The organism is Anaerococcus jeddahensis, from assembly GCF_001182725.1.
GTDB lineage: Bacteria > Bacillota > Clostridia > Tissierellales > Peptoniphilaceae > Anaerococcus > Anaerococcus jeddahensis.
Window position 1 is genome coordinate 871,030 of the sequence record NZ_CWHU01000005.1, and the last position, 18,145, is coordinate 889,174.

The 18,145-nt window shown below is 30.0% G+C and carries 12 protein-coding genes and 1 pseudogene; all 13 read right to left on the bottom strand.

The window, feature by feature from the left end:
- Window positions 1-259 precede the first annotated feature (259 nt).
- Window positions 260-2,179: a vWA domain-containing protein gene (locus tag BN2087_RS07280; protein WP_049691162.1), complete on the bottom strand. Its 1,920-nt coding sequence runs from the start codon at window positions 2,177-2,179 to the stop codon at window positions 260-262.
- The gene (locus BN2087_RS07285) at window positions 2,172-3,395 is read right to left on the bottom strand and encodes a hypothetical protein (RefSeq protein WP_049691163.1); all 1,224 of its coding nucleotides are present in this window, start codon (window positions 3,393-3,395) and stop codon (window positions 2,172-2,174) included. The genes BN2087_RS07280 and BN2087_RS07285 overlap by 8 nt, the downstream gene beginning before the upstream one ends.
- Window positions 3,392-5,455 carry a P-loop NTPase family protein gene (locus BN2087_RS07290; protein WP_245190868.1) on the bottom strand — a complete coding sequence of 688 codons (2,064 nt, stop codon included), beginning with the start codon at window positions 5,453-5,455 and terminating at the stop codon, window positions 3,392-3,394. The genes BN2087_RS07285 and BN2087_RS07290 overlap by 4 nt, the downstream gene beginning before the upstream one ends.
- Before the next feature lie 70 nt (window positions 5,456-5,525).
- Window positions 5,526-7,319: an oleate hydratase gene (locus tag BN2087_RS07295; protein WP_049691165.1), complete on the bottom strand. Its 1,794-nt coding sequence runs from the start codon at window positions 7,317-7,319 to the stop codon at window positions 5,526-5,528.
- Window positions 7,320-7,418: 99 nt separating this feature from the next.
- Entirely contained in the window at window positions 7,419-8,009 is a 591-nt protein-coding gene (locus BN2087_RS07300; protein ID WP_049691166.1) for a TetR/AcrR family transcriptional regulator, read from the bottom strand.
- Between the two features lie 126 nt (window positions 8,010-8,135).
- Window positions 8,136-8,687 (bottom strand): hypothetical protein, encoded by a 552-nt coding sequence (locus BN2087_RS07305; protein WP_280641602.1) that lies wholly within the window; start codon window positions 8,685-8,687, stop codon window positions 8,136-8,138.
- A pseudogene (locus tag BN2087_RS09530) lies at window positions 8,682-9,020 on the bottom strand (aromatic acid exporter family protein); the annotation flags it as partial. The pseudogene BN2087_RS09530 and the gene BN2087_RS07305, both read right to left, overlap by 6 nt.
- A gap of 207 nt (window positions 9,021-9,227) precedes the next feature.
- Complete coding sequence (locus BN2087_RS07310; protein ID WP_049691167.1) at window positions 9,228-9,614, bottom strand: ferritin family protein; 387 nt, start codon at window positions 9,612-9,614, stop codon at window positions 9,228-9,230.
- A 144-nt stretch (window positions 9,615-9,758) separates the two neighbouring features.
- The gene (gene rlmD / locus BN2087_RS07315) at window positions 9,759-11,012 is read right to left on the bottom strand and encodes a 23S rRNA (uracil(1939)-C(5))-methyltransferase RlmD (RefSeq protein ID WP_049691168.1); all 1,254 of its coding nucleotides are present in this window, start codon (window positions 11,010-11,012) and stop codon (window positions 9,759-9,761) included.
- A complete protein-coding gene (gene pyk / locus BN2087_RS07320) occupies window positions 11,012-12,784 on the bottom strand; it encodes a pyruvate kinase (RefSeq protein WP_049691169.1) in 1,773 nt (590 codons plus the stop codon). The genes rlmD and pyk overlap by 1 nt, the downstream gene beginning before the upstream one ends.
- A gap of 18 nt (window positions 12,785-12,802) precedes the next feature.
- Window positions 12,803-13,762, bottom strand: coding sequence for a 6-phosphofructokinase (gene pfkA, locus BN2087_RS07325; RefSeq protein ID WP_049691170.1), 960 nt, complete (start codon window positions 13,760-13,762; stop codon window positions 12,803-12,805).
- A 10-nt stretch (window positions 13,763-13,772) separates the two neighbouring features.
- Window positions 13,773-17,222, bottom strand: a complete 3,450-nt coding sequence (locus BN2087_RS07330) for a DNA polymerase III subunit alpha (protein WP_049691171.1) — start codon at window positions 17,220-17,222, stop codon at window positions 13,773-13,775.
- Entirely contained in the window at window positions 17,219-18,139 is a 921-nt protein-coding gene (gene whiA / locus BN2087_RS07335) for a DNA-binding protein WhiA (protein ID WP_049691172.1), read from the bottom strand. The genes BN2087_RS07330 and whiA overlap by 4 nt, the downstream gene beginning before the upstream one ends.
- Between the last annotated feature and the right edge of the window lie 6 nt (window positions 18,140-18,145).

Genomic DNA, 18,145 nt, shown 5'->3' on the forward strand with positions numbered 1-18,145 from the left:
CCATTTTCCTGTAAAATAAAATCCGATGCCACACTGGTGGTCACATCGAATTTATAAAACTTATCTATTGCTTTCATCTCCATTTTAGTCATATCATCAATTATGAGTTTAGTCTTATATTTTTTATGGTACTAAAAAGACGATGGAGGTATAAACTCCTCGCCTTTAATATCCCTAAATTATAAGATGAGATTAAAATATAAATTTTAAACTTATATTCTTGGATTGCCACTGAATAGTAACTAAAATTTATCTTCTACTAGCTATCTTTAAATATCGATTCTAGATTCTTTTTTACAAGATTAATAAGTTGGTCAGTTAGTTTTTCTATATCTTCTCCTAATATTAGCCCATGGGAATATTTAAAATTGTCATTCCAAATGTAGTTAAAGGTTTTTGTATCTATTTTGCCAATTTTACCAATTTGAATTGCATATATTTCTACATCTGCTTGTATAAGTTTTTTTAAAATGTCTTTAGTCGCTCCAGGAAAAGTTGAAGCTCCATCTGTTATTATAAATATTATTTTATAGTTTTTCTTATTTTTGATTTGGAATTTTTGCTTAGGGCTTATATTATTATATATTTCTCTAAGACATGATGCATCGTCTGTTGTGCCGTAAGTTCCATCAATCTTAGTTATAGAAGATATGATTTTACTTGCTCCCAGGTTCTTAGTATCTTCAAAACTTTTTACTTTAAAGTGGTCTTTTCCAAAAAACCAAGTTTCTGTTAGTAGATCTATTTTTTGATTAGTTTTTTGAGCTTGTATTTGCAGGTACTCATTAAATTCATTTAAAGATAAGAGGGTTACTGCTAGAGTTTTTCTTGTAGCTTCTATTTTTTCTTTATTCATAGAGCCAGAATTATCTATTAAAAACGATATTTCTATATGCTCAGGCAGTAATTTATCTTGGGATTCTAAAAAATTTTTATCAAAGATTTTAAGATTTTTGTAATTTCCTTTTTTCTCAGCTTCAACAAATTCAGGATAGCTGTAGATAAGGTCATTAACATTTAGATTTCCTTTAGCTTGTCTATTTTTTTCTACACTTACTTCTTTTTTTGCTGAGCCGATTAGTTTTTTCCAGAAATCTTTCATTTCTTCTCTATGAGCTTTAGTTTTATTTGCATAATAATTAAATAAGTCTACTTCTTCTCTGTTTAGCCCATAATTTTCTACTATTAAATTTTTAGAGTCTTTTTTTGAAGAAGCTTTGCTACTTTCTTGATCTAATATTTCTTCTAGAGTCTTTTCTGCATCTTTTCTCGTAGATTCTAATTTATCCTTTACTTCTTCTTTTTGACTTTCTTTAAATAATTTTTCCCCATCATTACCGCTTTCTTTTGTTTGAATGGAGTCTATTTCTTCTAGCCAATATTTTTTAAAAGTTGGATAGATAAAAGCTTTGATTAGGGGGTCTCTGCTTCTTATTCCTTCTTCTATATCTATTTCTTTTAGTAATTCTCTTTTTAAAAATACATAAATAGGTTCAGAGAATATTTTTATATTAAAATTTCCATCAAGTAGATTAGTTTTACTTTTGTCATCCTTATATAAATCCCTCATTAAAAAACTTTTGGAAAATCTATGGTGAGATAAAGAAGAGGTTATTTTATCCCTATCATTTCTTGTCTTGATATATTCAATAATTTTTTTCTTTTCTTCTTGATCTCTATATATAGGACAGGTTTCTAGAACTCGGATATAAGCATAGTATTTATCCATTTGAAATAAGAAATCCAAGATTTCATTTTTTGCATATCTTCTGATAAAGTTTATTTTTATATTATTATCAGGTGAAATTTGATTTATTTTTTTATAGATATAATAACTTACTTCATCTATTTCTGCCTTCCAAGTTTTACTCCTAGCTAAGTAATAGGAGGAATTTTTCTTCCAATCCGGATAAAGAGCTAATTCATAATATATGTGCCATAAAATCTCATTGTTATCTAAGTTTAATTCTAAGAAAGTCGACAAGGGCAAGTATAAAATATTTTCTTTAGGTTTTAATACAAATTTTTCTAAGCTAGGAGAGGCAAGATATCTAAGACTTGGTTCTCTAGTAAATGTAGTTAGGGTCTTTTTATACCTTTCTAAAAATTTCTTAAGATTTTCTTCAGCTTCCTTTTTTAATTCTTCTTCATTTAGAGTATTTTCATCTATTCTAAACATAGGACCCCCTATTTTCATCAAGATTTATATTTCGGAGTTTTTCTATACAATCCAGTCTATCTACTTCTAAATTATAAAAATTGCCATCTATATCTATTAGCAAATAACTTGAAGGACTTAGACATATTATATTTACATAAACATTATTAGTTGGTCTAATCCCTTTACTTAAAATCCATTTTCCCATATTTTCTTCTAGTAAATAACAAGTAAAATCATCTGTTAATAAAATAGCACTTCCCCCTATGCTTGCTAGGTCATATATACTCGATAAAGAGCCTTGATTTTCCAAGCTAAAGCTGCTACTACTGTTATAATCATATAAAGAAAAAATCCCACTAGCACCTAGACAGGCGCAAATATTTTTCTCCTTATTTTCATTTTCTAGCATGCCTATATACCTAATTGGTTCATTTAAAAGATTTACTTTTTGATCTACAAGTAACAAATTATTTTCATAGTTTGCTATAATAAGATCTCCCTTAGTGCTTCCTAGGGCAAATTTATCGTTTGAAATTTTGGTCATCGAATTAATTTCGTACGCATAGCTTGATAAGTCTATATATTTTTTTACTTCTAAACTTAGCTTATTTGCATCAAATTCTAATACTACAAATTCACTCCTATTTATTTGGCACAAAAATTTATTTTCATCAATACTATGGATGTTTTCAAACCCAACTAGATCATTTTCAAGTTTAATAATTTCTAAATTATTGAGATTTTCAAAAACATCAGAATAATTCTTAGACCTAAGTACATAAATATCTCCTGTAACCGAAAAAACTATAATATTTCCTTTTTTTAGGCTAGCCATATAGGTTATTAATTTATTAATCTTATTAAGCGGCTTACTTAATTCTATCTTTTTCTTACCTTCTTCTAAAATTCTCATTAAATAAACTTTTTGATCAGCGCTTGCTACTATATATGTATTTTCTTCTATACACAAGTAGCTTTTGAGGTATGTATTAAGTTTATAGCCTCCTATAGTTTTAATAGGACTTTCTTCAAACTTTGTTTGATAAAGATAAGGTGCATATAGTCTGTAGTAGGGTAGTAGTTCTTTGAGCATTCTACTTTCTACTTCTTCTGATTCTATCAATTTTTCCTCAAAATTTTCATCAAGCTGACCTTCTTTAAGAGTTTGGTTTAAATCTTTCCTTAATTTTATTAAATTTTCCTCATATTTATCTGTATTTACTGAAAATTTCATTTTCTATTATTTTCCATATCCACCAAGTAATCTAAAAGGTATTTTGAGTGCTCTAGCTGATTTAATCTTTCATCAAGCTGCTGATATTCTTCTAGGGAAATTTTATTTTCTAGACTATTAGCTCTATCTAAAAAATCAGGTAATACTTTTCTTTCTGGTTGCGGTCCAAATATTATCTTGATTAGGTCTAAGTAGCTTAGAGTTTCAATCTCTCCTCGCCTATATTGGTAAGGTCTTGTCCTTATATCGTCATATTCTTGGGTTACTTTCCCCAGATTTTTATTTTTTATAGTCCAACCCTCAGATTCTTTGAAAAATCCAAATCTAATCGCTTGAGATAAAATATAGGCCTGATCTTTTGGGTTAGTTATAGAACTAATAAATCCATCCCATATGGCCATGGATAGATCTTTTTCTTCACCTAAATTCCAATTTTCTAGGATTCTCAAAATATTTCTTAGTGACAAGACTGATTCTTTAAGTTCAGGGGTGTCCTCAGATGAATTTTCTTCTCCATTTCTAAACCACTTACCCAAAAAAACTTCTTGGCTTAGCTTAGATAATTGGGCTAGCCTAAATATTTCTTCAAGACTTCTTGTTGGAGTCGGGAGGTGTAAATTACCATATTTATCAGCAAGTCTTACCAACATTATCCTAAAAAGTTCATTTTTATCTGGGTTTGTCTGATTTTTTAAGGATCCAATTGTATTTTGATTGACATAATTATATTCTAAGGTTAAAAAACGAGATTTAAAGGCAGGGTTCAATTCGTTTGTTCCTTCATAGCTGACATTGTCAGTTGACAAGTTACCTGTACCTATAAGTCCAAAACCTCTTTTTATTTTAACAGGGCCAACCCCTGTAATATAGGCATTAGTTCCAAATTTACTTTGTAAAATATCATTAAGTCCTACTAGATTTTGCATAGCAATTGTATTAAGCTCATCTATTATAACAGGCCTACCATTTTTTACAGCTAATAATATTTCTCTTTCAATTTTCTTAACTACTGTCCCATAGATAGTATTTCTAGCTATAAAGATTTCTGAAACACTATCCCATACCTTACTTTTTATTAATTCTTGTTTCTCTAAGGGTATATTTTCAAACTCTTGCTCGTGGGATTTTACCCAAGAAAAATACTGGTCTACAACTTCGTCTATTAATTCTAGATTACTTTCGTTTGCAGATGCCTTTTCTAAAGACAAAGTTTTTTCTACAAACATATCCTCGTAAGTTAAATTATATGAACCAGATATAAAATAGGGATATATTTTCTCAAGCTGGTTTTCATTGCCTTCCTTTAGTAAGTTTTTATAATAGCTTCTTTTATTTGTATTTAATTGCCTAAATTTTTCTATGGCTTCTTCTTCACTAGAATCTTGATTTTTTATAAACCATCTTTCCATCTCTACTTCTAGTTCTTCTTGGATAATATTTTCTAGTGTAAATTCAATAGCTGCTTCTCTTGCTATTTGAGTTTTACCACTACCCAGGTGACCAATAATATACACAGGGGTAGATTTTTTTAGTGATTCTATTATTCTCTTCTTAGCTTCAAGAACATAGGGTACTGCTACAAGTTTTTCGTTAGATCCAGTTTGGATATCCTCAATTAGCTGTCTATGGTAATAGTATTGCCAAGCATCTGGAGAATCTTTGATTATTTCTCCTAGTTTTTTGGTATAGGATTCTATCTTATCTACCCTATATCTTGTAGCTTCGTTACTTCCATATAAGTTAGAATTATAATTTTTTTGATTATTTTTTCTCTCTAGTTCTAAAAAAAACTTTTCATAACTTATTAAATTTTCTATATCATCTATTAGCTTTTTATATTTATCTTGCTCACTTTTTAAATAATTTTTGTATTTTTTTATTAGTTCGTTTTCTAGAATTAGATTTTTTTCTTGAGCCTCAACTTTTCGAAATCTTTTAAAAAATTCACCTTGCCCTTTTGACGTAGAACCTTTTCTACTCGCCTCATACCTTAAAACATCTTCATATATAGCTTGAATCTCTTCTAAGGTAGGTACACTTTCTTTATTCAAGTTGGCCATAATTGTTTGTCTCCTTATTAAAAATATTGGGACGATTATTATCGCCCCAAATTTTTATCTTAATAAATTATTAAATTATATTAAATTCTTTTAACATTTCTTCTATATCAGTTCCCTTGATAAGTTTTGCAACTTTCATTTTTTGTAGTGGACTAAGTGGAAGCTTAGGTTTTTTACCATCTGATAAGGCAACCATACCGTTTAGTAGGTATCTTAAATCATATCTTGAAGCATACACTTCTGGGACAGCTTTTTCTACACCACAAAGTACATAAACAGCTTCCATTGCAGTTCTACCTGAATATTCTGTAGTAAATACGGTATCTCTTCCTGGATCATCTAGTGTTTCTGCAAATTGTCCTAAAAAGGCAAAGTTAACTCCACCCTTTGGAACCACATAAGGTCTATCACCAGATTTTCTAGGCATAAATTGAGATGTTATATAAGGCATCATAACTGGTACCGCTGTACAAGTCTCAGCAAGGGCGTCAATTTCATTAACAGGAACACCAATATGGTATAACCATTCTTTTGTGATCTCCTTACCTGTACAATCCCTCATTTTCTTGTTGATGTAGTCACCTTCAACATCTGAGAATAATCCATAAACCCAAACACAAACATCATTTTCAGGTTGCTCTGGATATTGACCTTGTCTATTAATTGTCCAAGACATTAGCCAGCTTGAATCAACACAAGTTACAATACCACCTGTTACAGTTTTTCCACCATAAGGACTTCTTTTTGTGATTTTTTCAATATATTTTGGAACTGATTCATCGTGACAAGTTACTGTACAAGACTCCCAGTTACTTTTTTCTACATCTGAGCAAAATACTTCAGGGTTACCAAAATCATCTGATTTTTTGGCTATATTTTTCCACATTTCCCAGCAACCAGTTTGATCATCGCTAAGTTCTGCTGGTTTATTATCATCACCATAGCTTGAGTTTTCTGTCATAGAACCATTGGTTATAAATACAAGGTCATTTTCTGTAAGATCAATTGACTTATCATTTCCAATTTTATCTTCAGCGATAATTTTTGTTGCTACTTTTTTATTTTCTGAAATATCAAAGTCAACATCAACTACCTTGGTGTTATATTGGAATTTACATCCATGATCTTCAAGGTATCTAACCATAGGTTTTACAATTGAATTGTATTGGTCATATCTTGTAAACCTAAGAGCTGATAGGTTTATAAGACCTCCTACGTGGTGGATGAATCTGTTTAAGTATAGTTTCATTTCTAGGGCAGAATGCCAGTTTTCGAAGGCAAACATTGTTCTCCAAAGTGTCCAAAAGTCTGAATTTAAAAGTCCATCTGAGAAAATATCTTCGATAGCCTTATCTTCAAGCAATTCATCCTTGGTCATACAAAGTTCAGCAATTTCTTTAACTTCATCTTGAGTTAAATTAAATTTACCATCATCATAACGTTCACCTTGTTTATGGGTGATACGACAGTTGCTGTAATTTGGATCATCGTAGTTTGTATAGAAATAATCGTCTAAAACACTCATTTCTGGATTTTCTAGACTTGGAATTGAGCTCCAAATATCCCATAGACATTCAAAATGTGCACCAGTTTCTCTACCACCACGAGCAACATATCCTCTTGTATCCATGTATTCACCATCTAGAGATCCACCAGCTATGTCTAGTTGTTCTAAGAAAGTAATCTTATTACCTTCCATATGAGCATCTCTAATTAGAAAGCAAGCAGCAGTAAGTGAAGCAATACCTGTTCCTATTAAGTAAGCTGATTTTTCTTCGATTCCTTTAGGCTTTCTAGCCTTAACTAATCTTTGAAAATCTCCATTAGTAAGTTTTAATCTTTTATCATGAGTTTTAATTTCCATAACTTCTCCTTTAATAACTTAACATTATCATCTTATATGTCTATTAAATCATGAAAAGAGAAAGAATTCATCTACCAAAACTAGTTTTTTGTCCAAAGTTTACTCAATCTCTATACTTTGGGTAACCTTTTCTAGGTTTTCACTCCTTTTTAATGACAACAAAATATTTCCATCCATTAATTTCCCTATCCTATTAGTGACTAAAACAGGGTCGGTTTGCATATCAGTCGCTATCCATTGTATAAGTGAAGTACTTAGAGCACACTGATAAAAATAAGATATTAGATTAATATCAATTTCTTTTGCTCTAGTATCCTTAGATATGTGTTTGACATATTTCGTAATAACTTCACCTGCCATAGAATATACATATTTTTCTACATTCGCCTTATAGTCAGAAAAGTAAATATGTCTTATAGATCTTTTATTTTCCAGGATAAAGGTTGCTGCCGAGATAAAACTATCTTCCCATGATAGATTCTCATTAAATTCCTCAATCACTACATCAAGCTCTGACTCAAATATTTCTTTTATTAATTGTTCTAAATTTTCATAGTGGTAGTAAAAAGTTTTCCTTTCAATATCACACTTCTTGGCTAATTCAGTAACAGTTATCTTATTTAATGTTTTTTTATCTAAAAGATTCATAAATTCTTTTTTTATTAAATCTTCAGTATAGTTTTTGCTCATATAATTGCACCTTCTTAGTGGTTAGTTTTTCCTTAAAAGTAGGATTATAAATTCTATATTTTAAATTTTGGCGTCTAATCAATCTTTACTAGAAATTTTTAATTGTAAAGGCTAAAACTTAATCCTTTAATTGCTAGGAATATTGCTGATAATCTTGCTTATATCTATAAATTGATTCAAACTTCTAAAAACTTGAAAAATTGATGATCGTATGATAAAATCTTCGTGAGTTTCAGGAAGTTCCATCATATGAAAATGTTCTTGTAAAAATTCTATCCTTTTTTTGACCTTAACCATATCTCCATTATCGCTAAGGTTATTTGCAGTATCAATCATTAGATCAGATATCAATTTCCCATCGGCATATTCTTTAGGTATTGATTTTAAATCATCATGCATCTCCATCAAAAGATCCTTCTCTCTTTCCCTATGGCTAAGGCCTATCAGTAGATTCTTGCTATTTTCTATACGATTATCATTTTCAATAATGGCAAGATTAAGGGCTTTATTTATATCATCTTCAAGCTTTTTGATCTTTCCATCATAGATTTTAACATCTAAATTATTTACAAGAGTATCTCCAAAAAATATCAAGATATCCTTGATATCTCCATCAATATCCTCTATCCATTTTTTCAACTCATCCTGACTTTCTGGTGCATATAAGTTGGTTAACATGGCAAAGCCTGTTCCTATTAGGATAAGACCGAGTTCATTAAAGATAATTGATGAATTAATTTCTCCATAGCTTAAAAGATGAGTAACTACCACGCTTGAAGGACCCAGGCCTAGTTCAATTTTTAATAAGAAAGAAATAGGCACAAATAGGAGTAAGTATATGCTAAAAGCCCAAGTTTTGTAGGCAAAAATTTCAAATACGAAAATCCCTAAAACAAGGGCTATTGTAGCAGATAAGGTTCTTTTAAGTCCACCCTTTAATGTAGCTTTCCTAGTCTCAAATATATCAAGGATGGTAATAATTGCTGCTGAAGATGAGAATTTAAGTCCTAAGGCTTGGGCTACAAGTTAGGACAAAGTAGCTGCTATGGATGTTTTTATAGTTGTGCTAAGTAATGTTTTGTTCATACTGATTCCTAATTGTAAAACTTATTTTTACATCTTTATATATTTTAATTTATTCTTTGATTTACTGATCGTGGGTATTTCATATAATACTCAAATCTCAACCTAAGCAAAATATTTAAAGCATTAGTTTTTTTATAACAAGCTTGCGACCATATCGCCGTGCCTTTTTTCATCCTTCCTAACGCTTTCGATTTCTGGAAACTTTTTTGCTACTGGAGCATAGTTGTCAGCTGCCTTATACTCCCCCTTTACAATTTTTGGATACAATCTTTTTTTACCAATTAGCTTATAAAAGATCGGCATAAAGAAAGCCAAGGTTTTCTTTGGTTTTAAATTTTTCCTTGTAAGTTTATGAAAAACCGCAGCATGATGACCTTCCTCTGCTGCAAGCTTTCTAAAAGTAGCCGCATCATTTTTATCCTTAACTACATCAGCAAGGGCTTGGTACATCAAAACTACATCTAATTCTCCTTGTTGAGATTTTATTAATATTTTCATATCTTCTTTACTTATAGTCATATTCTCTCCCCTAGTTTTTTATTTTCATTTTATATTGTTAAAAAATTTGATTTATCTTCGCTCTATTTATTATATGAATTTTTAGATAAAATGACAATAAAAAACCCGACTTAAATACTTTATAACGTATGTCGGGTAATTTTACTAGTTACTGTTTTTTATTAAATGGGTAACTGATTCTACATGCATAGTCTCAGAAAACATATCGCACGCTTTTATTTTTTCTAATTTATATCCTTTATTTTGAAATCTATTTATATCTCTTGCGAGTGTTTGGGGATTACAGGATATGTAGACTATTTTTTTTATTTTTGTTTTTGCTATGGTTTTTATTATTTCTTTATCTAGTCCTGCCCTTGGTGGGTCTAGAACTATGGCATCTATTTTTTCTTTTTTTATGAAATTATCGTCTATGTAGTTCGCGTTTTTTGCTATAAATTTATAATCTTTTAGGCCATTTTCTTTTGCATTTTCTTTTGCATCTTTTATGGCATTTTTGTTTATTTCTATTCCTACAACATTGTCCCCATTTATAGCAATTGAGCTTGTTGCTGAGCCACAAAATAAATCCAATACTTTTTGATCTTCTCCTAAAAATTCTTTGGCTGTTTTGTATAATTTTTCTGTCATATAATCATTTACTTGGTAGAAATCGTTCATGGTAATTTTAAATTTTTTTCCTAAAAGATTGTAAATGAGATAATTTTTACCTGAAATATTTATTTTTTCTTTTTTATTTATTAGATTAATATTATAAGATGAATTTTTATAATTATTTTTTATATATGGGATTATTTTTTCGTCTTTTATTTTTATATTTAAAAGTATTTCTTGTTCATTTGCCCTTATTGTTATTTCTTCAAGGCTGTCTGGAAAATTTTTTGATATTTCTTTTGTTATATTTTCAATTTGTCCTAAATTTTCTCTAATTAAATCTTTTGCCAAAAGACAATCTTTTATTTCTACAAGATCATTTGAATATTTCTTGTTATAGGCAAGTTTTCCGTCTTTTGTTATTTGAAGTCTTATTTTATTTCTATAAGAAAATTCTTTACTTTCTAAAATTTCTAGATCTTCTAATTTTATTTTTGCAGATTTAAGTAAAGCATTTTTTATTAAATTTTTCTTTAATTCAATTTGACTTTTATAATTTATATCCATAATAGAACAACCACCACATTCATAAAAATATGGACATGGTGGTTTTCTGTAGTAGGGAGATTTCTTTAAAGTTTTTATTTTTTCTGCTTCAAAGAAATTCTTTTTTTCTTTATTTACTTTTATATTACAAATTTCTCCGTAGACTGCTTTTTCTACAAAGGCAGTTTTACTTTCTGTTCTTGCAACTCCCCTACCGTCTTGTAGGATATCAATTATTTTGATATCTTTTATTTCCATTATAATACCTTTGCTTCTCCCTTGTAGATTATTCCTCCAAGTGGATCAATTGTTATTATATCTCCATCTTCCAATAGGTTTGTAATATTTTTTACTCCGAGTATTGCAGGGATTCCAAAGTGAATTGCTACAACTGCAGTGTGACTTGTTAGTCCTCCGTTTTCTGCAATCACTCCTGAAGATCTTTCCATAAATTCGTTAATATCTTTGTCAGTGTATTTTGCAACAATTATATCTCCGTCTTCAAATTTTTCTTCAAGTTCTTCTTTTGTAGATCCAACAACAACTTTTCCTGATACAGATTTATTGCCAACACCTGTTCCGTTTGCAATTATATCTCCAATTACGTGAACTTTTATTAGGTTTGATGTTCCTGAAACTCCTAGTGGAATTCCTGCAGTTAAAACTGTAAGGTCACCTTCTTGAACATAATTTTCTTTTAAAGCACCAACTATCGCTCTTTCGATTAATTCGTCTGTTTCGTGAGCTGTTTCTACTATTATTGGATAAACTCCCCAAGTTACTGATAATCTTCTTGCAACTTTTTCATCAATTGTACAAGCAATTATATTTGTTCTTGGTCTAAATTTGGAAACTGCTTTTGCTGTATTTCCAGAAGCTGTACATGTTATTATTGCTTTTGCATTTAATTGGCTTGCAATTGTACATGTAGATTTTGAAATAGCATTTGTTGTTGTAATTTCTCTATCAATTTCAGTTTGATAAATATTTTCTTCAAAGTCATCAGAAAGTTCTGTAGTTATACAAATATCTCTCATAGTTTTTACTGCTTCTACTGGATATTTTCCTGCTGCAGTTTCTCCAGAAAGCATTACACAGTCTGTTCCGTCAATGATTGCATTTGCAACATCAGTTGTTTCTGCCCTTGTTGGTCTTGGATTTCTTTGCATTGAATCAAGCATTTGTGTAGCAGTAATTACTGGTTTTGCAGCTTTATTACACTTTCTTATTGCTTCTTTTTGTACAAGAGGAATAAGCTCAGTTCTAATTTCAACTCCCAAATCTCCTCTGGCTACCATAATTCCATCACTTGCTTCAATTATTTCATCAAGATTATCTACACCTTCTTGAGATTCGATTTTTGATAGAATTAAAATATCTTCTCCACCGTGATCTTCAAGAACTTTTCTTATATCATAGATATCTTCTTTTTTTCTAATAAATGATGCAGCAATCATATCGATGCCGTTTTCTATACCAAATTTTATATCATCAACATCTTTTGGAGTGATTGCTGGTAGGTTTGTAACTCTTCCTGGAAGATTTACTCCCTTGTGATCTGAGATAACACCATTGTTTTGCACTCTACAAACAATATCTGTTCCATCTTTGATTTCTACAACTTCAAGTTGAATTAAACCATCATCAACAGAAATAATTGATCCTTTTTCTACATCATTTGGCAAACCTGGATAAGATACAGATACAATATTTTTATTTCCAACTACATCTCTTGTAGTAATTGTAAAAATATCATCTGGTTTTAAGAAATATTCTTTTTCTTCAAATGTACCAATTCTTATTTCTGGTCCTTTTGTATCAAGCATTAATCCCAAAGGAACATTTAATTTTCTTCTTAATTTTTTGATTGTTTTGATTTTTTCAAGATGTTCTTCATGAGATCCATGAGAGAAATTTAATCTTGCAACATTCATTCCATTTTTTATTAATTGTTCCAAAACTTCTGGTGATTCAGAAGCTGGTCCTATTGTACATACAATTTTAGTTTTCTTTAAAATATCTGGTTTCATAACTTATCCATACCTTTCTTATTTAGACAATTTATTAGCTAATTCGTAAAATTCTTCGTTAAAATCGCCTTTTACTGAAACTGCTTCATCAATACTTACTTGGGTAATTTTTCCGTCTACATAACCCAAGGCTATATTTGTTTTTCCTTCATTCAATAATTCTGCGGCTTTTGCTCCCATAATTGAACCAAGTAGTCTATCAACTGCAGATGGAGATCCACCTCTTTGAACGTGGCCAAGAACTGTAACTTTTGTTTCAACACCACTTCTTTCTTCAACTTCTTTTGCCACAGTATATGGATTGCCAACACCTTCAGCCAAAACTATAAGGTGGTGTAACTTTCCTCTTTTTCTTCCGTGGTTTACTTTTTCTACAATTTCATCAATTGAAAATTTATGTTCTGGAACTATGATTGATTCTGCTCCTCCAGCAATTCCTGAATATAAAGCTAAATCTCCACAATTACGGCCCATAACTTCAATTACTACAGCTCTTCCGTGAGATGATGAAGTGTCTCTTAATTTTCCAATTGCATCTGTTACTGTTTCAATTGCTGTAAAAAATCCAATTGTAAAATCAGTATAGCCCATATCATTGTCTATTGTTCCTGGAATTCCTATAGTTTTGATTCCCAAATCACTAAGGGCTTTTGCTCCCTTGTATGATCCATCTCCACCAATTACTATAAGACCTTCAATTCCGTAGTCTTTAAGAATTTGAGCTCCTCTTTTTTGACCTTCTGGATTTTTAAATTCAGTAGATCTTGCAGTACCAAGAATGGTACCACCCTTGTGGATAATATCAGCAACAGATGAAACATTCATTTCATAAATATCACCTTTCATCAGGCCGTCATATCCATTTCTTATCCCTTTTACTCTCATTCCATTATTTAGGGCTGTTCTAACTGCAGCTCTAATCGCCGAATTCATTCCAGGTGCATCGCCACCACTAGTAAGTATACCTATTGTTTTCATAGTTGCTCCTTTAATTTAATTTAACATTATCTTTTCCAAGCTTCAACTTCAAGTAATTTATTATATCTGAATTTTGGTCAATCCACAAGTTTTTATCAAGCTTAACTGTCTTTTTTTTATCAGAAAAATAAATTACCACTGGTGTGCTACCGTGATTTTCTAATAAATCTTTTCGTATTTCATTATACCTTATATAATCCATTTTTATATATAAATTTTTAAAAGAATTTTCATCTATTTCTTTTATATTTGATACAATCAATTTCAATTCGTCGTCGCTAGACTGTAGATTTCCACTAACCATAACCAGTGTATCATTTTCCAAAAAATTTCTAAAATCATTGTAAATATTTGGAAAAATTATCATTTCTATTGATCCTGACATATCTTCCAATGAACAAAAAGCCATCAGAGTATTTTTTTTGGTCATGGTTTCAGATTTATTGGTAATAATTCCTGCCATTGTAACTTTTTTATTATCATACCTATCAAAATCAATTGGCCTTAATTCATTTAAAATTTCTGTAGTAAAATTCACATAATTTTTCAAATTACTTCCTATAGAATTTAGGGGGTGATCAGAAATATAAAAACCCAAAACTTCCTTTTCAAGTTTTAATTTTTGCTTATTTTTATATTCATTTACTGGAGGAAATTTTATATCATCTGAGTTTTCTTCTTTCTTTTGATCAAAGTCAAGCAAATTCATTTGACCCTTAAGATTAACTTTTTCATTTTCGTGAATTGCTTGTAGGGCTGTTTCATGAACTGCCATAAGTTCTGATCTTTTGTAGCCCATAGAATCAAAAACTCCAGCTTTGATTAATGATTCTAAAGCTTTTTTATTTAAGGCAGATGGATCATTTTCTTCAAGTCTTTGAAGAAAATCTTTGAAAGTTTTAAATTTCTTTTCTTTTCTTAAATTTACTATCAAATCTATTAAATTATCACCAACATTTTTAATGGCTGAAAGACCAAAAATTATTTTGTTTTTTTCTGATACAAATCTTCTTTCAGATTTATTTATATCTGGTGGGAGAATTTCTATTCCGAGTCTTCTTGCCTCTGAAATATAAAGATAAACTTTTGAAGAATCCCCCATAATTGATGTCAAAAGATTTGCCATATATTCTTCTTTAAAATAATATTTTAAAAATCCAGTTTGAATTGCAACCAAAGAATAAGCTGCTGAGTGGGATTTATTAAAGGCGTATTTGGCAAAAGAAATCATTTCATCATAGATTTTATTGGCATTTTTTTCTGAAATCCCATTGTTTACACAACCTAAAACTTCATAATTTCCATTTTCATCCTTTTTACCGTGAACAAAAATTTCCCTATTTGCCTCCATTACACTCATTTTCTTTTTGCTCATAGCGCGTCTTAAATTATCAGCTTCCCCAAGGGAAAATCCTGCTAATTGTTGAACTATTTGCATAACCTGCTCTTGGTAGACAATAATTCCATATGTTACTTCAAGAATTGGTTTTAAGGCCTCATCTATGTATTTAATATTTTCTGGATTTGTTTTATTTTTTATATAATTTGGAATTTGATCCATTGGTCCTGGCCTAAAAAGCGAGTTTGCTGCAACCAAATCATCGAATCGTGTAGGTTTTAAATTTTTGAGAAAATTTCTCATACCAGCAGATTCAAATTGAAATATCCCAACTGTTTCAGCCTTAGTAAATTGCCTTATTACTTTTGGATCATTTTCATCAATTTCTCCCAAATTAATTTCTATATTTTTATTATTTTTTACATCTCTTATGGTATCTTGAATCACTGTGAGGTTTCTTAGTCCCAAAAAATCCATTTTCAAAAGACCTAGCTCTTCAATTTCTATCATATTAAATTGGGTAACTATTTGGTCATTTGAAAGAGCAAGAGGAACAATGTCGGTTAAAATTTCCTTACTTATTACAACTCCTGCTGCATGAATTGATGTGTGTCTTGGCATATTTTCAATATTTCTTGCCGTATCAATCATTCTTTTTGTCTCTACATCATTTTGATATTCGTAGGCTAATTTTTCTGTTGATTCGAGTGCCTTATCGATTGTCATTCCAATTGCTTGGGGGATTAGTTTGGCAATTTTATCTACTTTTTTAAAAGAAATATCCATAACTCTTCCAACATCTCTTATGGCATTTCTTGCCTTCATTCTACCAAAAGTTACAATTTGTGAAACGTGGTCTTTTCCGTACAAATCATATACATATTCAACAACCCTGTCCCTGTTTTCATAGCAAAAATCTATATCAATATCGGGCATTGAAACTCTTTCAGGATTTAAAAATCTTTCGAAAAGTAGGTTATATTTTATGGGATCAATTTGTGTAATATCAAGGGCGTAAGAAATTATTGATCCTGCAGCAGAACCCCTTCCTGGTCCAACTGCTATGTCGTGATCTTTTGCGTACCTTACAAAATCCCAAACAATTAGGAAATAATCAACATAGTCCATATTATTTATTACAGAAATTTCCTTTTCTGCTCTTTTTTTTATATTTTCATCAAGATTTTTATATTTTTTTACAAGTCCTTCATTAACTAATTTTTTTAAATAATCTAAATTAGTCATATTTTTTGGAACTTTTGTAAAATATGGTAGGTGAAGCTTATGAAATTCCAATTTCACATTGCACATATCCGCAATTTTTTTGGTATTTTGGTAGGCTCTTGGAAAGTCTCTAAAAATTTCTTCCATAGTTTGTGGATCTTTTAGGTAAAATTCATCCCCTGGCATTTTCATCCTATTTTCATCTTCAAGCAATGATCCTGTTTGAATACATGATAAGACATCTTGGTAAAAGGCATCATTTTTTTCTACATAATGAACATCATTTGTACAAACGAGTTCTATATCCAAATCCTTGTGAATTTGTAATAAGGATTGGTTTACTTTTTTTTGCTCTTTTAGTCCATGATTTTGAACTTCTAAATAAAAATTTTCTTTGCCAAAAACAGCTAAATATTTTTTAGCTGCTTCATAGGCTTTTTCATTTTCATTTTCCAAAATTCTTTGGCTAATTTCTCCATTTAAACAAGCTGAAAGAGCAATTATATCGTCCTTGTATTTTTTTAATGTTTCAAAATCTATTCGAGGTTTATAATAATATCCTTCTATGTAGGCCTTTGAAACAATTTTTACAAGATTTTTATAGCCATTGTTATTTTTTGCCAAAAGTATTAAATGGTAATATCTTTTGTTTTGGGGAGTTTTTATTTTATGGTCATTTTCTGCAAGATAGATTTCACAACCTATAATTGGTTTTATATCATTATCGACACACTTTTTGTAAAATTCTATAACCCCATACATATTTCCGTGATCTGTAATGGCACAGGAATTCATGCCAAATTCTTTTAATTTCCCAATTAATTTGTCGATTTTTGTAAAACCGTCCAAAAGGGAATATTCTGTATGCAGGTGAAGGTGGGTAAAATTGCTTGTCATTTTTCCTCACTTTCTGAAAGCTTTATAAGTTTTTGAAGCCTATAATTAACTTTTGCTTTTGAAAGGACTGGCACCATCATTTTTCCCAATTCTTCAAGGGAAATATAGGGATAGGCAAGCCTGTTTTCTGCAATTTTTTGTAAGTCTTCAGGTAAATTGTCGAGTATTTTTTTCTCTTTTAATTTATTAATAGCATCAACTTGCCTCAAAGAAGCCTTAACAGTCCTATCAATATTTGCCTTGTCAAAATTTGTTTGCCTATTTATATCATTCCTAATTGATTTCATTGCTCTTACATTTTCAAGGTCAAAAAGAGACTTATTTGCCCCAATAATTGCCAAAAAATCTGAAATTTTATCCGAATCTTTTATATAAATACAGTATGAGTCATTTCTTAAATTTAATTTTGGATTTATAGAAAAATCTTCCATAATTTTCCCAATCAAAAGAGCTTCTTCTTTTTCTTGAAGATTTATTTCAAGATTATAACCACGGTATGGATCGTTTATAGAACCTTTTAGCAAAAATGCTAACTTCAAAATAATCTTTTTTTGCTCTCTACTTTTTAAATTCTCATAAAATTTATCAGTTTCATAAAGGCTAAATCTATCAGCAAGTTTTAGAATTTTATCTGAAACCCTCGCATCTTCAACCAAAACTACAAAAGACCTATCTTTTGAAAATTTTCTCTTATTTTGAATTTCCATGGCTGGGGAATATTTATATTTTTCCCTAATAATTTTATAAATATACCTAGCCTCTATATTTTCGCTTGCTTTAAATAAAATTTGGTAGGAATTTTTCACTATCCTAATAGAGCCTTGAAAATATAAATAGGCTAATAATTCCATATCTAGCTCTTTATTGTCAGGCTCTTTTTTTAATATTTCTTTTTTACATCTTTTTGAAAAAGACATTAAATC

Excerpts from the sequence above, each read along its gene's own strand:
- BN2087_RS07280 (WP_049691162.1), bottom strand. The coding sequence starts at position 2,179 with ATGTTTAGAATAGATGAAAATACTCTAAATGAAGAAGAATTAAAAAAG.
- BN2087_RS07285 (WP_049691163.1), bottom strand. The coding sequence starts at position 3,395 with ATGAAATTTTCAGTAAATACAGATAAATATGAGGAAAATTTAATAAAA.
- BN2087_RS07290 (WP_245190868.1), bottom strand. The coding sequence starts at position 5,455 with ATGGCCAACTTGAATAAAGAAAGTGTACCTACCTTAGAAGAGATTCAA.
- BN2087_RS07295 (WP_049691165.1), bottom strand. The coding sequence starts at position 7,319 with ATGGAAATTAAAACTCATGATAAAAGATTAAAACTTACTAATGGAGAT.
- BN2087_RS07300 (WP_049691166.1), bottom strand. The coding sequence starts at position 8,009 with ATGAGCAAAAACTATACTGAAGATTTAATAAAAAAAGAATTTATGAAT.
- BN2087_RS07305 (WP_280641602.1), bottom strand. The coding sequence starts at position 8,687 with ATGTTAACCAACTTATATGCACCAGAAAGTCAGGATGAGTTGAAAAAA.
- BN2087_RS07310 (WP_049691167.1), bottom strand. The coding sequence starts at position 9,614 with ATGACTATAAGTAAAGAAGATATGAAAATATTAATAAAATCTCAACAA.
- rlmD (WP_049691168.1), bottom strand. The coding sequence starts at position 11,012 with ATGGAAATAAAAGATATCAAAATAATTGATATCCTACAAGACGGTAGG.
- pyk (WP_049691169.1), bottom strand. The coding sequence starts at position 12,784 with ATGAAACCAGATATTTTAAAGAAAACTAAAATTGTATGTACAATAGGA.
- pfkA (WP_049691170.1), bottom strand. The coding sequence starts at position 13,762 with ATGAAAACAATAGGTATACTTACTAGTGGTGGCGATGCACCTGGAATG.
- BN2087_RS07330 (WP_049691171.1), bottom strand. The coding sequence starts at position 17,222 with ATGACAAGCAATTTTACCCACCTTCACCTGCATACAGAATATTCCCTT.
- whiA (WP_049691172.1), bottom strand. The coding sequence starts at position 18,139 with ATGTCTTTTTCAAAAAGATGTAAAAAAGAAATATTAAAAAAAGAGCCT.